We start from the raw sequence: 19,125 nt of genomic DNA, 5'->3' as shown, positions 1-19,125 counted from the left end.
ATTGCAGCATGTCTGAAAACTTTGTATCCAATGATCCACTCCATGGTAAAACCCTGGAGTGGATTCTTACTTATTTAGTAAAGCATTTTGGTTGGGAAGACCTTGCCAGAATGATTAATATCAATTGTTTTAAAAATAATCCGAGCATTAAATCTTCGCTTACTTTTTTGCGAAAGACCCCATGGGCTCGAAAAAAAGTAGAAGACCTTTATATTAGTACACTTTAATCTATTTCAATTAGGTTGGTTGTTTTGATGATATCTGATACAGCTTCATACAGTTTATCCAAATCTGCTTGTGTATTGAAAGCCTGGATAGAATACCTTAAGAACACTCGATCACCATGTGGCATAACCGGTATTTCAATTTTATACTGATCAAACAAACAATTTTTTAATTGAACAGGGTCTTTGGTTTTAATGGGGATGCTGAATAGTTGTAGAATAAAATCATCCGTTAGAGGAGCCAATGGTTGGCTGTTTACCAACTCGCAAAATTTCATTGCGTTCAATTTGACCAAGTCTCTACATTCTTTTGAAACTGCATCCCAATTGTATTTGTCCATGAATTGAATTGCTTCTGGAATACATAAAAAGGCAGAAAAATCTCTGGTTCCCTGTGTTTGGTGATAATCTAAAAAGGATGAGTGAGAAGGAGTAGTGCTGTTGAATCCCCAACTAATAACTAGTGGATCTAACATGCGTTGATAGGCTTTGTTTACATACAGAAAAGTACTTCCCTTTGGGGTCATCATCCATTTATGGCAAGCACCGGTGAAAATATCTGCGCCTAAACTACTTAAATCAATAGGAGCTTGTGCTGGCCCATGTGCACCATCAATAAAAGTGGGAATACCCATCTGCTTTGCTTTAGCGCATATTTCTTCTATCGGAAATCTTAATCCTGTTGAGCTGGTAATATGGCTAATGAAAATTAATTTGGTTCTATTATTTACTCCTTTAAAAAATTCTTCCACAAATGTTTCTCTGGTAGTTAAAGGCAAGTTGATATGTTGCTTTTTATAGTAGGCTCCCGCTTGGGCACAATAGTATTCCCAAGTTCTATCGCAGGCTCCATATTCTAGATTGGTAGTAAGTACTTCATCACCAGCTTTCAATGGAAAATTCTTAGCAACTAGGTTAACCGCATGAGATGGATTTACCAGATAAACCAAATCGTCTGCTGAACAATTTAAATATTTACCCAATGCCTCTCTAGAATGTTCTAGATAGGTTAATCCTGTTTTAACAATAAATAAGACTGGTTCTTGCTCCAGTTCTAACTGATATTGTTGATACCTTTCAAATATAGTTTTAGGGCATGCGCCAAAAGAGCCAAAGTTTAAAAAAGTAAGGTCTTTTCTTACTAAAAATTCATTTCTTAATTGTTCGGTAATCATAACAAGCCAATTAGATAGTTTAGTAATTGAAGGTACAATTTTGTAAATTGTGCTATGGTTTTTCTGGATTTGCAAGCGGTTACTAAGTTTGAAAGAGGCAATACAGTGCTTCATCCCATGCATTTTACCATGCAAGAGGGAGAAAAAGTAGCTATTGCTGGTGAAACTGGTTCAGGCAAATCAACTTTTCTAAAATTGATTGCAGGCTTATTGCAACCCGATCAAGGGAATATTTATTTTGAGGGCATTCGTGTATTAGGGCCTGACGAACAGTTATTGCCTGGTCATCCAAAAATTGCTTACTTGTCTCAGCATTTTGAATTAAGGAATAATTATAAAGTGCATGAGTTACTCGAAATGACGAATCAATTAGATGCAAGATCTGCTCAACAAATATTTGATGTTTGTAGAATCAGTCATTTAATGATGCGAAAGTCTGATGAATTGTCGGGTGGTGAAAAGCAGCGTATTGCATTGGCAAAACAACTCACTACTTTCCCTAAGTTATTATTACTTGACGAGCCCTTCTCTAATTTAGATCGGGTACATAAAGAATTGATTCGATCGGTAATAGACGATATTTGTAATACATTAAAAGTAACTTGTTTATTGGTTTCACATGATGCAACCGATTTATTATCTTGGGCCGATAGAATCATCATCATGCAAGATGGTCAGCTAGTACAGCAAGGAACACCGAAGCAACTATATCATCATCCTGTTAATGAATATGTAGCTGCTTTGATGGGAGAGTACAATTTAATTAATACCAAAACCCATGAAGTATTTCTTCAACTGTTAGGGGAAGGAGTTAGAGGGAAGCGAGCCTTAATTAGACCAGAACAATTGGCTATATCTGTTACCAAACCTAATCAGCCCCATTTCGTAGAAGGGGTGGTTCAAAAAGTTTTATTCTTTGGCGCTTATTATATCATTGAAGTATGGGTGGATGAGTTTATCATAAAAGTAAGAACCACCACATTTATGTTTAATGCAGGAGACATTGTATTTATTACAGTTGCACCAATTGGGGCATAATTTATTACTTTAAATATTTTGCAAAAAAGCCAAGGGTTCTTTCCCATGAAAGCTTTGCTGCAGCTTCGTTGTATCTAGCGCCTGCTGTGTCATTATGAAATGCGTGGTTTACATTTTCGTAAATAAAGAGTTCGTAATTGATTTTGTTTTCCTTTAGTGCTGCTTCATAAGCTGGTATACCTTCATTTACTCGGGTGTCTAATCCACCATAATGCAACATCACCGATGCCTTTATTTGGGATACTTTGGAAGCTTCTGGTTGTCTACCGTAATACGCTACTGCTGCTTTTAAATTGGGAACATTTACTGCTAAATTATTAGCCATTGCTCCACCCCAACAAAATCCTACACAACCCATTTGACCATTGCAGTCTTTTCGGGTACTCAAATAAGTAAAAGCGCGAATGAAATTTTGCAAACTCTCTTCTGCTTTGAGTGTTGCAAATTTTGCTCTTAGTTCGTCGTCGTTTTTAGGCAACTCCCCTAATGGGGCAAGTATATTGGGGGCAATAGCAAGATAGCCTGCTTTTGCCGCCCTTCTGGTCACGTCTTCTATATGGGCGTTTAATCCCCTGTTTTCATGAATTACAACAACTGCAGCTAATTTTTTCTTTCCCTTTGGTTTTGCCACGTATGCACTCATTGTTCCATTCACCCCTTCATAGGTAATGGTTTCTATTTCTAAATCGTCTTCTGCCGTAATATTAGCTTTGGCTGCATTGACCTCAATCATAGGTAAAATACTTAATGCTGCCGCCATGCCACCAGTTAGTATTGCTAAGCGACTCATGAATTCTGGTCTGCTTAAAGGTTTGTGGGTATACTCGTCGTAGAGGTCAATTATTTCTTGCTTCATAGGGCAATGCGTTGATTGATTTGGTCGTCAATTTTTTTAAATAGATGATAAGGTTTATATACCCTCCATTCAGGTAAATCCATTAATTCAATATAATAATGCAGTTTCTTACCTCTGAAATCTTGTTGGGTGGCTGCAGGCATATTCAATGCTACGATCCAGCCGTTTTCATCCGTTACTTCCTCAAACCATTCTTGGTAATATTCTTTATCGCTGCTATGGAAATTTAATACATTTTCGGCAATTAATATAAATTTATAAATCCCTTCCTTCTCCAATAAGTCAATGATTTCCCGCTTGAGTTCCATAATGTCATTTTCAATAGCATCATTCCATTCTCCAATCAGTTCAATGATAGAGAAATGTAATTCGTAGTCTACATAAATGATTTTAAGGTACAATGTTCTACTTCCAAAATCATCCCATTGTGGATGTATAAAATAATTATAAACAGTTTGTGAAAATTCAAACTCAGAGTACGTTCGTCCGTAAAAAGGAGATCTTTTGTCTTCTTCTGCTACATAAATATGTCTCCAGTTAAAAAAAGGTTCTATCTCATGCATACTATTCGCTCCCTACCGATTCAACTGCTTTTTTTACGCTTCCGTATTTAAGTAATAAATCTTTCGCTTTTTCATAATCGGTTAATCCCAAATTGTCCATAACCATTTTTACTCCGCGGTCTACCAGTTTTATATTACTCAATTGCATGTTGACCATTTTATTGTCTTCAACACGACCTAATTGAATCATGATGGCGGTAGAAATCATGTTCAAGACTAATTTCTGGGCAGTACCACTTTTCATGCGCGTACTACCTGTTACAAATTCTGGTCCTACAACAACTTCAACCGGGAAGTCAGCTGCTTCAGAAATAGGCGAGTTCGGATTACAACTGATACTACCTGTAATAATACCTCTTTTTCTACATTCTTTTAAGGCACCAATTACATATGGCGTTGTTCCACTTGCAGCAAGTCCTATCACTACATCTTTGTCGTTGATGAAATGTTTTTGTAAATCACTCCAACCTTCATCTGCACTGTCTTCGGCAAATTCAACTGCTTGCGTAATGGCTTTTTCACCACCTGCAATCAAGCCGATGACTAAACCATAAGGAACCCCATAAGTAGGTGGGCACTCGCTTGCGTCTAATATGCCTAGTCTTCCACTGGTGCCAGCCCCCATATAAAATAATCTTCCACCTTGTAACATTTTGTCTGCCGTAGCAGCAATCAATTTTTCAATTTGTGGAATGGCTTTTTCAACAGCATCTGGTACTGTTTTATCCTCTTTATTGATATTGGTTAAAATTTCTTGAATACTCATTTTTTCTAGGTCATTGTACCTAGAAGCCTGTTCTGTAACTTTTATGAAATTACCCATATTGCTTATTGTTTATGAAATGCCACCAAACCGGGCATTGGGGTCTTTAAAACTTTACCCAATTCTAACTCGTAACTATTGCAAAGTTCCTTTAAAACATCTCTAAAACCAAATCCAACACTGCCCACAAAATGGATTGGTTGTGTCCAGCTTTCCTTGAATTTATATAAATGAGTGAAGAAAAAGTCATTTAAGCCGTCTTCAATGATATTTTCTATCATAAAATGACCTCTATTTTCGGCTAAAAAAATTGCAAAAGAAGCCATATAACGGTTTGCCAAGGGCTTCTTATATATGTTTTCGAGAATACTGGCATGGGTTTCTCCAAAACGCTTTTGAAACCTAGACATTAAGTCTTCATCAAATGTTTTGTACAAATAATACTGAATTACTTTTTTACCCAAATAAGCACCAGATCCTTCATCGCCTAAAACATATCCTAGGCCAGGGCTAATGGAAACGATTTTCTTACCATTATAATAGCATGCATTAGATCCTGTGCCTAAAATGCAGGCAATCCCTTTTTCGTGGCCACAAGAAGCGCGTGCAATACCCAATAAATCTGTATTGATAGTTGTTTTGGTTTTTGGAAAAAGGGTTTTAAAAACCTTTTTCATGATATCTATATTGGCTGGATTTCCAAGCCCTGTTCCATAAAAATGGAGCTGATCAATGGAAGTGTTTTTTATTTTGGGTAAAAGTTGTTTAGATAAAATTTGAATCATTTCGTCTCCAGTTACAAAATAGGGGCTCATAGCTGGAGTTAGAACGGTTTTTTTCTTGCCGTTTACTAGTAAACACCACTCGCATTTGGTAGAGCCACTGTCGGCAATTAATATGGCAGGCATAGGAAAGGTTTAATTCAGCAATAAATATAGATATTTGCATGCTTACATGACGTATAATTTAATGTGTATTTATGGGTTCTAAGAAACTTCAGGTTTGGTTGCCGGTTTTATTTGCCGTTGTGATGATTGTGGGAATGCTAATTGGCTTTCAATTAAAGGAAAAGACCATGTCTCCTTTATTCTTTAAAAGTTCCACTCGATCTTCCATTCAGGAGTTGACCGAATTGATTAAAAATCGATACGTTGATAAAGTTTCAGAAGATAGTATCAATGGATTAGTAGCAAATGAATTATTAAAACATTTAGATCCGCATTCAGTTTATATTCCTTCTTCTGACCTTTCTGCTGCCAATGAAGATATAATGGGGAATTTCCAAGGCATCGGTATAGAGTTTCGACAAATGAACGATACCGTAAATGTGATGAGTGTTATTTCTGGTGGCCCTGCAGAAAAAGTGGGATTAATGGTAGGTGATCAATTAATTTTCGTGAATGATAGTATTTCAATTGCAGGTAAAAAATTAGATGGAAATGCCATAAGAAAACTATTTAGAGGCCCCGCAGATTCTAAAGTTAAAGTAAAGTTTTTGCGTGCGGGCAAAATGCAAAGCGTAACCATCACTAGGGGTAATATTCCTGTAAGTTCGGTTGATGCAGCTTATATGATTGCTCCGAAAGTGGGATTTATACGACTGAATAAATTTGCAGAAAGAACGTATGAAGAGTTCATGACTGAGTTAGAAAAATTACAGGCGCTAAAAATGGAAAGCCTGATTTTAGACCTAAGAGGAAATACAGGTGGATTAATGAAAGAAGCTGTTGATATGGCCGATGAATTTTTAGAAGATAATAAGTTAATCGTTTATACAGAAGGAGAAAATACCCCGAGAACCGAATTCACCGCTAAGCGTCCGGGGCTTTTTGAGAAAGGGAAATTAGTGGTGTTAATAGATGAGTCATCTGCATCAGCTAGTGAAATTTTAGCAGGTGCTTTACAAGATTGGGACCGAGCTACTATTATGGGGCGTCGCTCTTTTGGTAAAGGCTTAGTGCAGCAACAATTTCAGTTGAGTGATGGATCCGCTGTGCGATTAACAGTAGCTAGGTATTTTACTCCCTTGGGAAGAAATATTCAAAAGTCTTATGCTGAAGGAATTGATAAGTATAACGATGAATTACTTGGCCGTTTTCATCCAACAGATTCAAGCGCTAAAAAAGATTCCTTAGCTAGGTCTGTAAAAAAATACAAAACGCCTGCGGGTAAAATGGTTTTTGGCGGTGGGGGGATTACACCCGATACCACGGTATTATTTGATTCTTCATTGTACACAAGGGCTGTGTTACAAGTGCTCATGACGAGTACCTTGAATGATTTTGCCTATTATGATTTTATTCGCAATCGCGCTCAATACATTACTTATAAATCGCCAACAGAATTTAATTTGAATTTCAATATTTCAGATGATCAATGGAAACGTTTTGTGCAATATGCCTCAAAAGAAGGCTTGAACTTTGGTGTTATTGATGCCCGAAGTAAAGCATTTATTTTAAACAGAATTAAAGCTTTAATTGCCAGACAAATCTGGAGAACAAATGGTTATTTCGTGGTGGCAAATGCAGAAGATGTCTTGGTAAATAAAGCTTTAAAAGCAGCTGAGTAGCATTTTGCTATTAACTTTATCACATGCGGTATTATTTCTTCTTATTGATATGGATGGGTACTGTTCTACAAATAAATGCACAGCAACCCCAATTGGTTTCTATTTTAGAAGTGCCTGGGAAATTTGAATATGCCCGTGTTCAAGAAAAAGGAGTTTCCGTGTTGCCAAGTGGAAGATATATCAGCCCCGCTGGGGAAATGATTAGAATTACTCATGATCCATTTGGAATGCGTGTTTCGCTAGATGGTAAAAAAGCAGTGACACTGCATAATGGCGTATTTACCATCGTTGACTTAGAAACCCTGAATCATACAAGGGTACCATCTTATGATAAAAAGATTGCATCACCTTTTTCGAACGGTTCTTTTTTAGGTGTTGATTTTGGCAAGACTTCAAATATTGTCTATTTGAGTGGAGGAGACAATGGCGCAGTATTGGTATATGATATCAATTCCATGATTAGGTTGGATTCAATTTCATTAAACGGTAAAATCGGAAAGGATTTATTTGAAGACAGTTTTACTTCCGATTTATTATTTAATGAAGAAAAAAATGAATTGTTGGTATTAGATCGAGCTAATTTTAGATTGGTGCGCCTTAATCTTACTAGTAAAAAAATAGAAGCGTCCATCCCATGTGGAAGACTTCCCTTTGGTTTGTCATTAAGCCCAGATAAACGGTATGCATTTGTAGCCAATGTGGGAATGTATGCTTATCCAATGATTGAGGGGATGACGGAAAAAAACTACGACTCTTTATTAATTCCTCATCATCCTTATGGTGATAATACCAAAGAGTCTATTAATGGAACAGTGATAGATGGGAAAAAAATTCCTGGTGTAGGCAGTCCTAATTCACCCGAGGCAATGAGTGTGTTTGTGATAGATTTGAAAAGCAATAAAGTGTTAAGTAAATTAAAAACGGGGCATCAAATTGGAGAATTAATTGAAGATATTGAAGTGGTAGGAGGTGCAAGTCCTAATTCAATAGCTGTGGGTAAACAGTTTGCATATATATCAAATGCTACGAATGATAATATTAGTGTGATTGATTACACAACTCAAAAAATTGTTCGTCATATTCCTATTAAAGTGAGTACAACAATTGATCGATATAGAGGGTTGTTGCCTTTTGGATTAACATTAAGCAGTGATGAGAAAAAATTATTTGTTGCTTTATTAGGATTTAATGCGGTGGCTGTTATTGATATCGAAACATCTAAAACAATCGGATTAATTCCTACCGGATGGGGACCTTCTAGAGTGATGTTAGGTAAGAACGAAAAGGAATTATATATTATTACTGCAAGAGGATTGGGGGCAGGTCCTAATGGAGGGGCAGGTTATAAGAAACCCATACAGGGGACATTTATCAGTGATTTGCAATTAGGTTCATTTCATAAAGTTCCGATGCCCGATTCTATTCAACTTGCTAAATACACGGCTACAGCATTGGCTAATACGTTCTTTAAATCAACGGTATCCCTCAATCAAAATCCTTTACCTCCATTGCCTGATGCATATCAAAGCCCAATTAAGTATATTGTTTACATCACCAAAGAAAATAGGACCTATGATGAAGTATTTGGACAAATTAAACAAGCAAAGGGTGATAGTACTTTAGCTAGATTTGGCGTTGACAATGCTTATACTTTATTGGCTAATCAGCGAGAAAGATTCAAGGGAATGAGGGTTTCTCCAAATCATCATAAAATTGCTCGTCAGTTTGCATTCAGTGATAATTTTTATTGTGATAGTGATGCCAGTATTCATGGACACCATTGGATGATGGGAGTGATACCCAATGAATGGGTTGAAGCCAATTCTAGTGTAAGTAAAACGGCTAAGTTATTTTCATCAGCACCAGGTAGAAGATTTCCAGGATCAACTGGAAGTATGGATCCAGAAGACTTTGCAGAAGCAGGAGGTATTTGGGAGGCTTTTGAGAGAAAGAAGAAATCGTTCTACAATTTTGGCGAAGCCAATGAAACAGCCCATGTTAGAGAAGAATGGTATGATACAGCAACAGGAGCAGGGCATGGTGTGATGGTGCCTATGCAAAAAGCATTATTCCCAAGAACTAGTAGAAACTATCCCGGATACAATACCAATATACCCGATCAGTACAGGGCTAATCAGTTTGAAAAAGAATTCACTCGCATGTGGATTACTGGCAAGGCTGAAATGCCTAGTTTAATGACCATTCAGTTGCCCAATGATCATATTGCCAAAGCCAGACCGGAAGATGGATATACAAGTGCGCATTCGTTTATGGCAGACAATGACTTGGCATTGGGTAGAATACTCCACTTCTTGTCTAGAACTAAATATTGGAAAAACATGTTGGTGATTATTACAGAAGATGATCCACAGGGAGGGGTAGATCATATAGATGCCCATCGCTCTATTTTAATGATGGCTGGCCCATATGTTAAGAAAGGACATATCAGTAATACACACGCGAATTTTGGTTCTATTTTAAAAACGATTTACAATATTTCTGGAGTACCATACGTAAATCAATATGATGTAACTGCCACTTTATTACAAGACTTTTTTACCGATAAGCCAGACTTTACACCGTATACATTAGAAATGCACGACACACGTATTTTTGACGTAAACAAAGCAATGAAAAAATACAAGACTACCATTGATTGGAATAAAATTATCAAAGGGCCTGAAATGGATAAGCTAGAAGATATGCGTGCCGACCATTATCGTCAACAAAAACAAGCCATCATAATAAAGTAATCGGATGAGAAAATTAGTTTTTACGTTTGTAGTATTTACAGTGAGTATTTCAACTTATGCTCAAAATGATACTGCTATTTTGTTGCAAGATGTTATGGTCACTGCAACAAGAAATAAACAGACTAGCTTATTAAGTCCTTACTCTGTAAGCAAATTGTCGATGCAAGGATTGCAACAATTTCAACCAAGAACAAGTCCTGAAGCATTAATTGGAACTGCTGGCGTGTTTGTTCAAAAGACTAATCATGGTGGTGGCTCACCGTTTGTTCGTTCATTAACTGGGAATCAAAATTTATTAATGATTGATGGAATTCGCTTGAATAATGCTACCTACCGATATGGGCCTAATCAATACTTTAATACCATTGATTTATTTTCTGTTGGATCAATAGAAGTTGCAAGGGGTACAGGATCTGTGCAGTATGGTTCTGATGCCATGGGCGGAGTGATTCAAGTATTTACTAAAGACATCGCTTTTTCCGAAAAAGCTAAATGGGCTGGAAATATTACTGGAAGGGTATTGAGTAATGACGCTGAATATACTGGGAGAGCAGAATTGGTTTACAGTAATGCTAAAACAGCATTCCAAGTAGGGTATACAGTAAGAAAATTTGGAGACTTGCCGGGTGGTGATACCACTGGAATTCAACAGCCTAGTGGGTATAACGAAAATGCATTTGATATAAAATTTAAATGGCAATTAAACAATCAATGGTTACTTACCGCTGCACATCAACAATTGCAACAAAATAATGTACCACTCTATCATCGGGTGGCTTTAGAAAATTTTGCGTATTACCAATTTGATCCACAAAATAGAAGTTTGAGCTATTTAAGAATGGAAGGCAAAACGCGGAACCCGCTTTTGTCAAAAATAAGTTTCACTGCATCATCACAGGTAAACAAAGAACGCAGAAACTATTGGAGAAACCGAAATGCAAATCGATTTATTGAAGATGATCGGGTGAATACGGTAGGACTTACCACGGATATTTTTTCAGTTGTAAATCCTAATTGGACCGCTAATTCTGGTGTAGAGTATTATACAGATCAGGTAACAAGTGCAAAACAGCAGATTGCTATTGCCAATGGGGCAACGATTAATCAGCGTGGCTTATATCCTAATAATGCCAGTATGCAAAACTTCTCACTATACAGTTTGCATCATCTTGCTTTGGGTAAGTTTACTGTAGAAGCGGGAGTTCGATACAATGCATTGCAAATTGAAGTGGATACTGCAATAGTGAAACCTTCTTCCTTGGTATTTAATGCTGCATTATTGTATCAAATCAGTAAAACTCAATCGGTATATGCGTCTTATAGTACAGGATATAGAGCCCCTAATATTGACGATATGGGAACACTGGGTTTAGTCGATTTTAGGTACGAAGTACCAGCTTATGGATTAAAGCCAGAGAAGACCTTTAATACAGAGTTGGGGTATAAAATCCACACTAAAAAACTGCAAATGTCTATGGCATTTTATTATATGCATTTAACCAATATTATCAATCGCATACAGTTGGTTGGTCAACAAGTAGCTGGGTATAATGTATATATTAAAGAGAATAATCAAGAATCATTGATAAAAGGCTTTGAATACGATTTCCAATTTGCGTTCACAAAAAAATTATTGATTAGTAGTAATGGTGCTTATTCATTTGGACAAAATACTACCAGGACAGAGCCAATGCGAAGAATACCCCCATTCAATGGAAGAACGTTTATTCAATGGACGAGGCCTAAAATTCAATACAGTCTTGAATATATGTATGCTACAACCCAAAACCGACTAGCACAAGGTGATAAAGACGATAATCGTATTCCTAAAGGAGGAACTCCTGGGTTTGGCATTTTTCATTTTCATGTATCAACAAAATTACTAGGCGTTCAGTTACGAACAGGATTAACGAATATTTTTAATGCAGATTATAGAATGCATGGAAGTGGCATTAATGGTATGGGAAGGAATTTGTATATTTCTGCCCAATTTAGGTTTTAATGAAACAACTGCTGGAACAACTTGCTTCGGAATTAAATGGTGAATTATATTTTAATATAACTGCAGAACACCAAATGCAGTTGATGGCTTATTCAACAGACGCTTCAGTTTATCAAGAGAAGCCATTGGCTGTTGCGATACCTCAACATGATGAAGATATTAAAGCAATCATCGGCTTTGCCAATAAACATTCCATTACGATAATTCCTAGAGCGGCCGGTACTTCATTGGCGGGCCAAGTGGTGGGTAATGGGATTGTGGTAGATATTTCGAAACACTTTAATCAAATGATTGAAGTGAATATAGAAGAACGTTGGTGTAGGGTGCAGCCCGGTGTTATTAGAGACGATTTAAACCATTACCTAAAGGGATTTGGGCTGATGTATGGACCTGAAACCTCAACAGCTAATAGAGCCATGATTGGCGGAATGGTGGGGAATAATTCCTGTGGCTTGCATAGCATTGTATGGGGATCAGCACGCGATCATTTGTTGGAGGCTTCGGTTATTTTAAGTGATGGTTCTACAGCTGTTTTTAAGGATATTGATTTACAAGATGCAGTTCATGCAAATGGTTTAGAAGGGAGCATCTATCAACATCTTTTTGAGCTCTTGCAACACCAGCAAAATCAAGCACTTATTCAAGCGAATTTTCCTTCCAAAGAAGTAGTCAGAAGAAATACGGGATATGCATTGGATTCCTTAATAGAGATGCATCCGTTTGCAGAACACGGTAGTCCATTTAATTTATGCAAACTGCTAGCAGGATCAGAAGGTACACTGGCTTTTATTACCGAATTGAAATTGAATTTATTGCCGCTGCCCCCAAAAGAAGTAGGGTTAGTAGTGGTACATTGTCATTCGTTGAGTCAATCCTTATATGCCAATATTGAAGCATTAAAGCATGGACCCATGGCGTCTGAATTGGTAGATAAAATGATCATGGATTTTACTATAGGTCATCCTGAATACCAAAAGAATCGATTTTTTATTGAAGAAGATCCGGCAGCATTGTTGATGGTCGAATTCATGGAAGACACCAAAGAACAATTGAATCAAAAGATTAATGCAACTATTCAAGCATTAAGTGCTGCTTCACTGGGTTATGCATTTCCGGTATTATACAATTCGGATACCAAGTTTGCTTGGGATATTCGTAAAGCAGGTTTGGGTTTGTTGCGAAATTTAAGAGGAGATGCACAACCCGTGAACTTAATTGAAGACTGTGCAGTATCTACCAATGATCTACCATTGTATATTGAAGAATTACAGCAACTATTAGCGCAGCATAACGTCAAAGCCTCTTATTATGCACATGCTGGTGCAGGAGAATTGCATGTAGAACCTATTATTAATTTAAAATCTAGCGAAGGGGTTCAACAGTTTAGAGCTATACTCAAAGACACTGCTGCATTAGTAAAAAAGTACAATGGGTCTTTATCAGGAGAACATGGAGATGGAAGATTGCGTGGTGAGTTTATTCCTGCAATGGTAGGCAACGAAGTATATGATTTATTTAAACAGGTTAAGACCATATTTGATCCCAAAGGAGTATTTAATGCAGGGAAAATAACTAATACCCCTGCAATGGATACCCATTTGCGAATGAATCAACAACAGCCCATTAATTTGGGTAAAACCTTGTTTGATTTTTCTGCAGATGAGGGGATATTAAGATTAGCAGAAAAATGTTCAGGATCCGGCGATTGTAGAAAGTCTGAGATTAGTGGGGGATTAATGTGCCCTAGTTTTATGGCCACCCGAAGCGAAAAAAATACCACAAGGGCAAGGGCCAATGTGCTGAGACAATTCTTAAGTGATCCCAATGATGCAACACCCTATAATCATGCGGAGATTAAGGAGGCAATGGACTTATGTTTGAGTTGCAAGGGCTGTAAAATTGAGTGCCCATCAAGTGTTGATATCACTAAAATGAAAGCTGAGTTCTTACAACAGTATTACGATGCGAATGGCACTCCATTCAGATCTAAATTGGTTGGAAATTTTGCGGTGCAAATGAAATTAGCTTCGCTGTTTAGGCCCATTTATAATTTTGTTTTTGGAACGACTGCTTTCCGTAAAATAGCCAATCGCTTAGTAGGATTTCATCCAGATCGATCTATGCCTTTATTGGGAAAATTTCAACTTAAACAGTGGCATCGCAATCGCGCAACTCAGCATCAAAAGAAAGTCTATTTTTTCTGTGATGAGTTTACCAATTTCTTAGATAGTTCTATTGGGCAGAAAGCTATTTTATTATTGGAGCAGTTGGGTTATCAAGTAATTATTCCAGAACATCTAGAGAGTGGACGATCCTATTTATCAAAAGGGTTATTAAGAAAAGCTGCAGCGATTGCCAATCAAAATATTCAGTTATTGTCTCCATTGGTTTCTGCTGATATGCCAATTGTGGGTATTGAGCCATCGGCCTTGCTTACCCTTCGAGATGAATACAAAGATTTAGCAAGCCCTCAAAATAAGGCAGCTGCAATCGACCTTGCCCAGCATAGTTTTACTATTGAAGAATTTATTGCTCGTGAAATGGATGCAGGGAATATTCAACCCAGTGCATTTACGCAAGAAACAAAGCATATTGCTATACATGGTCATTGTTATCAGAAAGTATTGTCTTCACAAGACTACAGTAAACAAATATTGTCTTTGCCTAAAAACTTTACCGTTGAAATTATTCCTTCCGGATGTTGTGGAATGGCTGGTTCTTTTGGATATGAAAAAGAGCATTATGAAGTTTCGCAAAAAGTAGGTGAGTTGGTCTTGTTTCCTGCAGTGCGTAATAAAGCCAACGATACTGTTGTTGCTGCAGCTGGTACTTCTTGCAGACATCAGATTAAAGATGGCACCAAAGAAATGGCATTGCATCCGGTAGAGATCTTGTTTGCCGCGTTAGTTTAGATTTCTGTATTCGTTGGGAGTGATGCCTACTTTTTGTTTAAATAAACGAGTAAAATGTTGTGGGTATTTAAAACCCAATTCTATTGATATTTCATTGATATTTTTATCGGACTCAACCATCTTTTTCTTAGCAGTTTCAATGGTCTTGTTTTGTAAGTAGTCTTTGGCAGATTGTCCTGTTTCTTTTTTAATTAAGTCTCCAAAGTAATTGGCAGATAAATTTAATTGTTGCGCAAAATAAGACACAGCAGGTATGCCAATTTGATGCAGTTGCTCGGAATTGAAATAGTCTTTTAATAATTGCTCAAATTTCGCTAAGAGTCCTTTGTTAATATTGTCCCTAGTAATAAATTGGCGATCATAAAAACGTTGACAATAGTCTAGAAACAATTCAATATTGGCTGCGATTAATTTTTTACTGTGTTTATCTATTGGTTGATTTAATTCAAACTGAATTTTTTGAAAAGAAGATTGAATCATTGATCTTTCATCCTCCGATAAATGAAGGGCTTCGTGGGTTTCGTAATCAAAAAACTGGTACTCGTCTATTCGTTTGCCAAGGGTAGTGCCTAATAAAAAGTCTGGATGAAAAACAAGTCCAAATCCCATGGGCTGATAAGGTTCTGGCGGTTTTTGCATTTCCATAACTTGTCCAGGAGCAAAAAAAGCCAAAGTGCCTGCTTGGTAGTCATATAAATGACGTCCATATTTTAGATCTCCACATTTTACGTCTTTTAAATAAACACAGTACATCCCGTATTGGAATTTGATGCTTGTTACATTGCCCCAATCACGCATACTCGCTTTGGAGAAATCTATAACCGTTATTAATGGATGCAGTGTTTTATGATTGTTATCTGCATTATACTGGCTGATATTATTGATTGGGTAAATGAATTCCATGAATTTATTTTGTTTAACAAAAATAGTCATTGCATTGAAGCAGTTCCCATACCTTATCATTAATTGGTAAAAATGGTAGGTAAAACAGTAATTTGTATACTAAAATTGGGAAGTAATGGAAGAGCTTTGTATAATGAAAACAAAAATATTATACCTGGCTTTTGCCTTATTATGCATTAGTACTGCTTCCGCACAATCAGAAAATGAAATCATCCAACTTTCTGCCAAAAAATGGCAATGGATGTCAGATAAAAACGTAGATTCACTAAGCCTTTTATTCCATGATAAAAGTGATTTTGTGCATATGGGTGGAACTTGGGGTAAAGCAAGAGAAATTGATATCATTAAGGGAGGGTTTATCTGGTACAAAAAAGCCGAAGTTTATAGTAATGCGGTTAAGTTTATAGGCAATACAGCTGTATTATTGAGTGATATGGATTTGGTTGCAGTTGTTGGAGGGAATGATGCTATTAACTCATTTATGGTAACCGAAGTGTATGTCAAAGAAAAAAGTCAATGGAGCTTAGTGCAACTTACTTTTTCTAAGTTATCAAGACCTGTAAAATTGAAAACGAATTAATTTTAAATATTTCTTTTATGGCAAAATTTCAACTAAAAGTAAATGGTAAACCCTTGCAAGTAGATGCAGATCCATCTACTCCTTTGCTTTGGGTTTTAAGAGATCAGTTGCATTTAGTGGGTACTAAATTTGGATGTGGGGTAGGAGCTTGTGGAGCTTGCACAGTGCATTTAAATGGTAGAGCAATGCGCTCTTGTCAATTGCCTGTTTCGGCTGTTGGTGCACAAGCAGTTACTACCATTGAAGGAATTGTAAGTGCAGAAAAAGAAATGCATCCTGTTCAAAAAGCCTGGCTAGAATTAGATGTGGCTCAATGTGGTTATTGTCAAACCGGCCAAATCATGTCTGCAGTGGCTTTGTTAAAAAGCAATCCCAATCCTACAGAAGCTGAAATAGAATCTGCCATGACAGGCAATATTTGCAGGTGTGGAACTTATTTAAGAATCAAAGCGGCCATACAACAAGTCGCTAAATCATCTAAAAAATAATTTTTAGCAAATGAAAAACGCAAATAATAATCAAAGCAGACGTTCATTCCTAAAAGTTACTTCTTTAACTGGAGGTGGAATGATGATTGGATTTAGTTGGTTTGCTAATTTAATTCCTAATGAAGCAATAGCCGCAGCTACTGATAAAATGGATTGGGTGGAGCTAACTGGATTTATTAAAATCACTCCTGATAACCAAGTAAAAATATTTAATCCCAATCCAGAGTTTGGCACCAATGTAATGACTTCATTGCCTATGATGGTAAATGAAGAATTAGAAGCAGATTGGAGTAAAGTAATTGTAGAAATGGGGGATTATGATACCCCTCGTTTTAAGAGTCAATTTACTGGAGGGAGCAGAGCTATGGCCATGGCTTGGAAGCCTTTAAGAACTGCAGGTGCAACTGCCAGACTGCTATTGATGCAAGCTGCTGCCAATGATTGGGGGGTGCCTTTGTCTGAGCTCACTGTTTCTAAAGGTGTAGTGATGCATAAAGCTTCTAATAAGTCTGCGAATTATGGGGCTTTAGCCACTGCGGCAGCCAAGTTGCCCAAGCCTGAAAAAGTAGAGTTGAAAAAGACTGCTGATTTTACATTATTGGGTACTCCGCAGAAAAATAAAGTGGGGAAGGAAATTGTGGGTGGTGAATCTTTATTCACCATCGATTATACAATGGAAGGGATGTTAATAGCCATGGTTATACATCCTCCTGCATTTGGCATGCAACTCAAATCTTTTGATGCAACAGAAGCATTGAAGATGCCTGGTATAAAAGCTGTTTTTGATTTTCAGGTGTATAAAGATGGGTATGCAAAAGCAGGTTTTGATACACGTGCTTTTAATAAATTGATTGCAGTGGTGGGTAATTCTACTTGGGAAGTGATGAATGCGCGTAAGAAAGTGGTGGCCCAATGGGAGCCCATTCAAGATACCAAGGAAATGTTGATGGCAAGAGGCGGTAAAAAAGAAGAAATTATTCCCGCAGGATTAGAGAGCACTGAAAACCATTTGCGATTGATGCACGAGATGCAAAAAAAGCCTACCCGTGTTGCTAGAAAAGATGGAGATCCTGAAACTGCGTTTAAAAATGCAAAGAAAGTATTAGAAAGAACCTATACTGCTCCATTTTTGGCGCATAATCCTATGGAGCCAATTAGTTGTGTTGCGCATATTACGGATGAAAAAGCATTTTTTGTAGCACCTATTCAGATTCCTGAAATGATGAAACAAAATATTGTTTCCAATTTGGATATTAAGCCTGAGCAAATTGAAATGAAGTTGGCTAGAATGGGTGGTGGTTTTGGCCGTAGGGCTTATGGACATTATATTGTAGAAGCCGGGCATATTTCAAAAAAAGTAAAAGCTCCTGTCAAATTAATTTATACCAGAGAGGATGATTTAACCAATGGTATTTATCGTCCTACTTATATCATGACCTATAAAGCAGCAATTGATAAAGACAATAACGTAACCGCAATTCATGTCATAGGGGGTGGAATACCAGAGAGTCCATTGCATGAAAACCGTTTTCCTGCAGGCGTTTTCGATAATTATTTAGCGGAGAGTTGGGATATGCCTTCCAATATTACGATTGGTGCATATAGAGCACCTCGTTCTAATTTTAATGCAAGTGCTGAACAATCTTTCTTAGATGAATTAGCGGAAGCCGTTGGAAAAGATCCATTGGATTTTCGCATTGAAATGTTGAAGAAAGCGAAAACGAAACCAGTGGGAAAATTCAATGATTATGATGCCAGTCGATTTATTGCAGTATTAGAATTGTTGAAGGAAAAATCAAATTGGGGAAGCCCTGCTACTAAAAATGCGAAACGAGGGGTATCTGCTTATTTCTGTCATGCATCTTATGCTGCTCATGTGGTAGATGTAACAATGAAGAATGGACAACCTTATGTAGAAAAAGTAGTGACAGCCATGGACTGCGGTTTTGTGGTCAATCCTGAAGGGGCGAAGAATATGGTAGAAGGTGCTGTGGTAGATGGAATTGGAAATGCATTGTATGGAGAACTTAATTTAGATAAAGGAGCCACCGTACAAAAGAATTTAAATTCATATCGAATCATCAGACATAGAGAAGCACCGAAAAAAATTGAGGTGCATTTTGTACAGAATAATATTGATCCAACTGGATTGGGTGAGCCACCTTTTCCGCCAGTTTTTGCTGCAGTGGCAAATGCCTTGTACAAAGCAACGGGAAAGCGGTTATATAATCAGCCTTATTTGAAAGAGTTGGGGAAAGTATAAGTTTTACTCAACATTCATTAAGTTATAATGTTGGTT

General features: G+C 37.2%; 15 protein-coding genes. 9 read left to right on the top strand and 6 right to left on the bottom strand.

What is annotated here, in order from left to right; genetic code table 11:
- Window positions 1-8 precede the first annotated feature (8 nt).
- Window positions 9-227 carry a VF530 family DNA-binding protein gene (locus ACTIEI_RS08365; RefSeq protein WP_439505840.1) on the top strand — a complete coding sequence of 73 codons (219 nt, stop codon included), beginning with the start codon at window positions 9-11 and terminating at the stop codon, window positions 225-227.
- Here ACTIEI_RS08365 and ACTIEI_RS08360 read toward each other — a convergent pair.
- Window positions 224-1,399, bottom strand: coding sequence for an aminotransferase class V-fold PLP-dependent enzyme (locus tag ACTIEI_RS08360; RefSeq protein ID WP_439505839.1), 1,176 nt, complete (start codon window positions 1,397-1,399; stop codon window positions 224-226). The genes ACTIEI_RS08365 and ACTIEI_RS08360 overlap by 4 nt on opposite strands.
- A gap of 54 nt (window positions 1,400-1,453) precedes the next feature.
- Here ACTIEI_RS08360 and ACTIEI_RS08355 point away from each other — a divergent pair, with 54 nt between their 5' ends.
- Window positions 1,454-2,437 (top strand): ABC transporter ATP-binding protein, encoded by a 984-nt coding sequence (locus ACTIEI_RS08355; protein ID WP_439505838.1) that lies wholly within the window; start codon window positions 1,454-1,456, stop codon window positions 2,435-2,437.
- A gap of 4 nt (window positions 2,438-2,441) precedes the next feature.
- Here the strand turns inward: ACTIEI_RS08355 and ACTIEI_RS08350 are convergent, their stop codons facing one another.
- From ACTIEI_RS08350 to ACTIEI_RS08335, 4 genes are read right to left on the bottom strand one after another with little or no spacing between them, the layout of a single operon-like run.
- On the bottom strand, window positions 2,442-3,293 hold the full coding sequence (locus ACTIEI_RS08350; RefSeq protein ID WP_439505837.1) for a dienelactone hydrolase family protein: 852 nt from the start codon (window positions 3,291-3,293) through the stop codon (window positions 2,442-2,444).
- Entirely contained in the window at window positions 3,290-3,856 is a 567-nt protein-coding gene (locus ACTIEI_RS08345) for a hypothetical protein (RefSeq protein WP_439505836.1), read from the bottom strand. Before ACTIEI_RS08345 ends, ACTIEI_RS08350 begins: the two co-directional genes overlap by 4 nt.
- A 1-nt stretch (window position 3,857) precedes the next feature.
- The gene (murQ, locus tag ACTIEI_RS08340; protein WP_439505835.1) at window positions 3,858-4,679 is read right to left on the bottom strand and encodes an N-acetylmuramic acid 6-phosphate etherase; all 822 of its coding nucleotides are present in this window, start codon (window positions 4,677-4,679) and stop codon (window positions 3,858-3,860) included.
- A gap of 5 nt (window positions 4,680-4,684) precedes the next feature.
- Window positions 4,685-5,527, bottom strand: coding sequence for an N-acetylglucosamine kinase (locus tag ACTIEI_RS08335; RefSeq protein WP_439505834.1), 843 nt, complete (start codon window positions 5,525-5,527; stop codon window positions 4,685-4,687).
- Between the two features lie 71 nt (window positions 5,528-5,598).
- On the opposite strand from ACTIEI_RS08335, the gene ACTIEI_RS08330 reads away from it, so the two are divergent.
- Genes ACTIEI_RS08330 through ACTIEI_RS08315 form a run of 4 tightly spaced genes read left to right on the top strand, consistent with a single transcriptional unit; the run spans window position 5,599 to window position 14,855 of the window.
- Window positions 5,599-7,188 (top strand): S41 family peptidase, encoded by a 1,590-nt coding sequence (locus tag ACTIEI_RS08330; RefSeq protein WP_439505833.1) that lies wholly within the window; start codon window positions 5,599-5,601, stop codon window positions 7,186-7,188.
- A gap of 23 nt (window positions 7,189-7,211) precedes the next feature.
- Window positions 7,212-9,941 carry a bifunctional YncE family protein/alkaline phosphatase family protein gene (locus ACTIEI_RS08325; RefSeq protein WP_439505832.1) on the top strand — a complete coding sequence of 910 codons (2,730 nt, stop codon included), beginning with the start codon at window positions 7,212-7,214 and terminating at the stop codon, window positions 9,939-9,941.
- Between the two features lie 4 nt (window positions 9,942-9,945).
- Window positions 9,946-11,943, top strand: a complete 1,998-nt coding sequence (locus ACTIEI_RS08320) for a TonB-dependent receptor plug domain-containing protein (protein WP_439505831.1) — start codon at window positions 9,946-9,948, stop codon at window positions 11,941-11,943.
- A complete protein-coding gene (locus ACTIEI_RS08315; RefSeq protein WP_439505830.1) occupies window positions 11,943-14,855 on the top strand; it encodes an FAD-binding and (Fe-S)-binding domain-containing protein in 2,913 nt (970 codons plus the stop codon). Before ACTIEI_RS08320 ends, ACTIEI_RS08315 begins: the two co-directional genes overlap by 1 nt.
- Here the strand turns inward: ACTIEI_RS08315 and ACTIEI_RS08310 are convergent.
- Entirely contained in the window at window positions 14,847-15,758 is a 912-nt protein-coding gene (locus tag ACTIEI_RS08310) for a helix-turn-helix domain-containing protein (protein ID WP_439505829.1), read from the bottom strand. The two genes, ACTIEI_RS08315 and ACTIEI_RS08310, sit on opposite strands and share 9 nt — an antisense overlap.
- A 133-nt stretch (window positions 15,759-15,891) precedes the next feature.
- On the opposite strand from ACTIEI_RS08310, the gene ACTIEI_RS08305 reads away from it, so the two are divergent.
- From ACTIEI_RS08305 to ACTIEI_RS08295, 3 genes are read left to right on the top strand one after another with little or no spacing between them, the layout of a single operon-like run.
- Window positions 15,892-16,338 (top strand): nuclear transport factor 2 family protein, encoded by a 447-nt coding sequence (locus ACTIEI_RS08305; RefSeq protein WP_439505828.1) that lies wholly within the window; start codon window positions 15,892-15,894, stop codon window positions 16,336-16,338.
- Window positions 16,339-16,355: 17 nt separating this feature from the next.
- Window positions 16,356-16,826, top strand: coding sequence for a (2Fe-2S)-binding protein (locus tag ACTIEI_RS08300; RefSeq protein ID WP_439505827.1), 471 nt, complete (start codon window positions 16,356-16,358; stop codon window positions 16,824-16,826).
- A gap of 10 nt (window positions 16,827-16,836) precedes the next feature.
- Window positions 16,837-19,089: a molybdopterin cofactor-binding domain-containing protein gene (locus tag ACTIEI_RS08295; protein WP_439505826.1), complete on the top strand. Its 2,253-nt coding sequence runs from the start codon at window positions 16,837-16,839 to the stop codon at window positions 19,087-19,089.
- Window positions 19,090-19,125 lie beyond the last annotated feature (36 nt).

Source organism: Sediminibacterium sp., assembly GCF_051860225.1.
Classification (GTDB): Bacteria; Bacteroidota; Bacteroidia; order Chitinophagales; family Chitinophagaceae; genus Sediminibacterium.
This window is presented reverse-complemented; position numbering and strand designations above follow the sequence as displayed.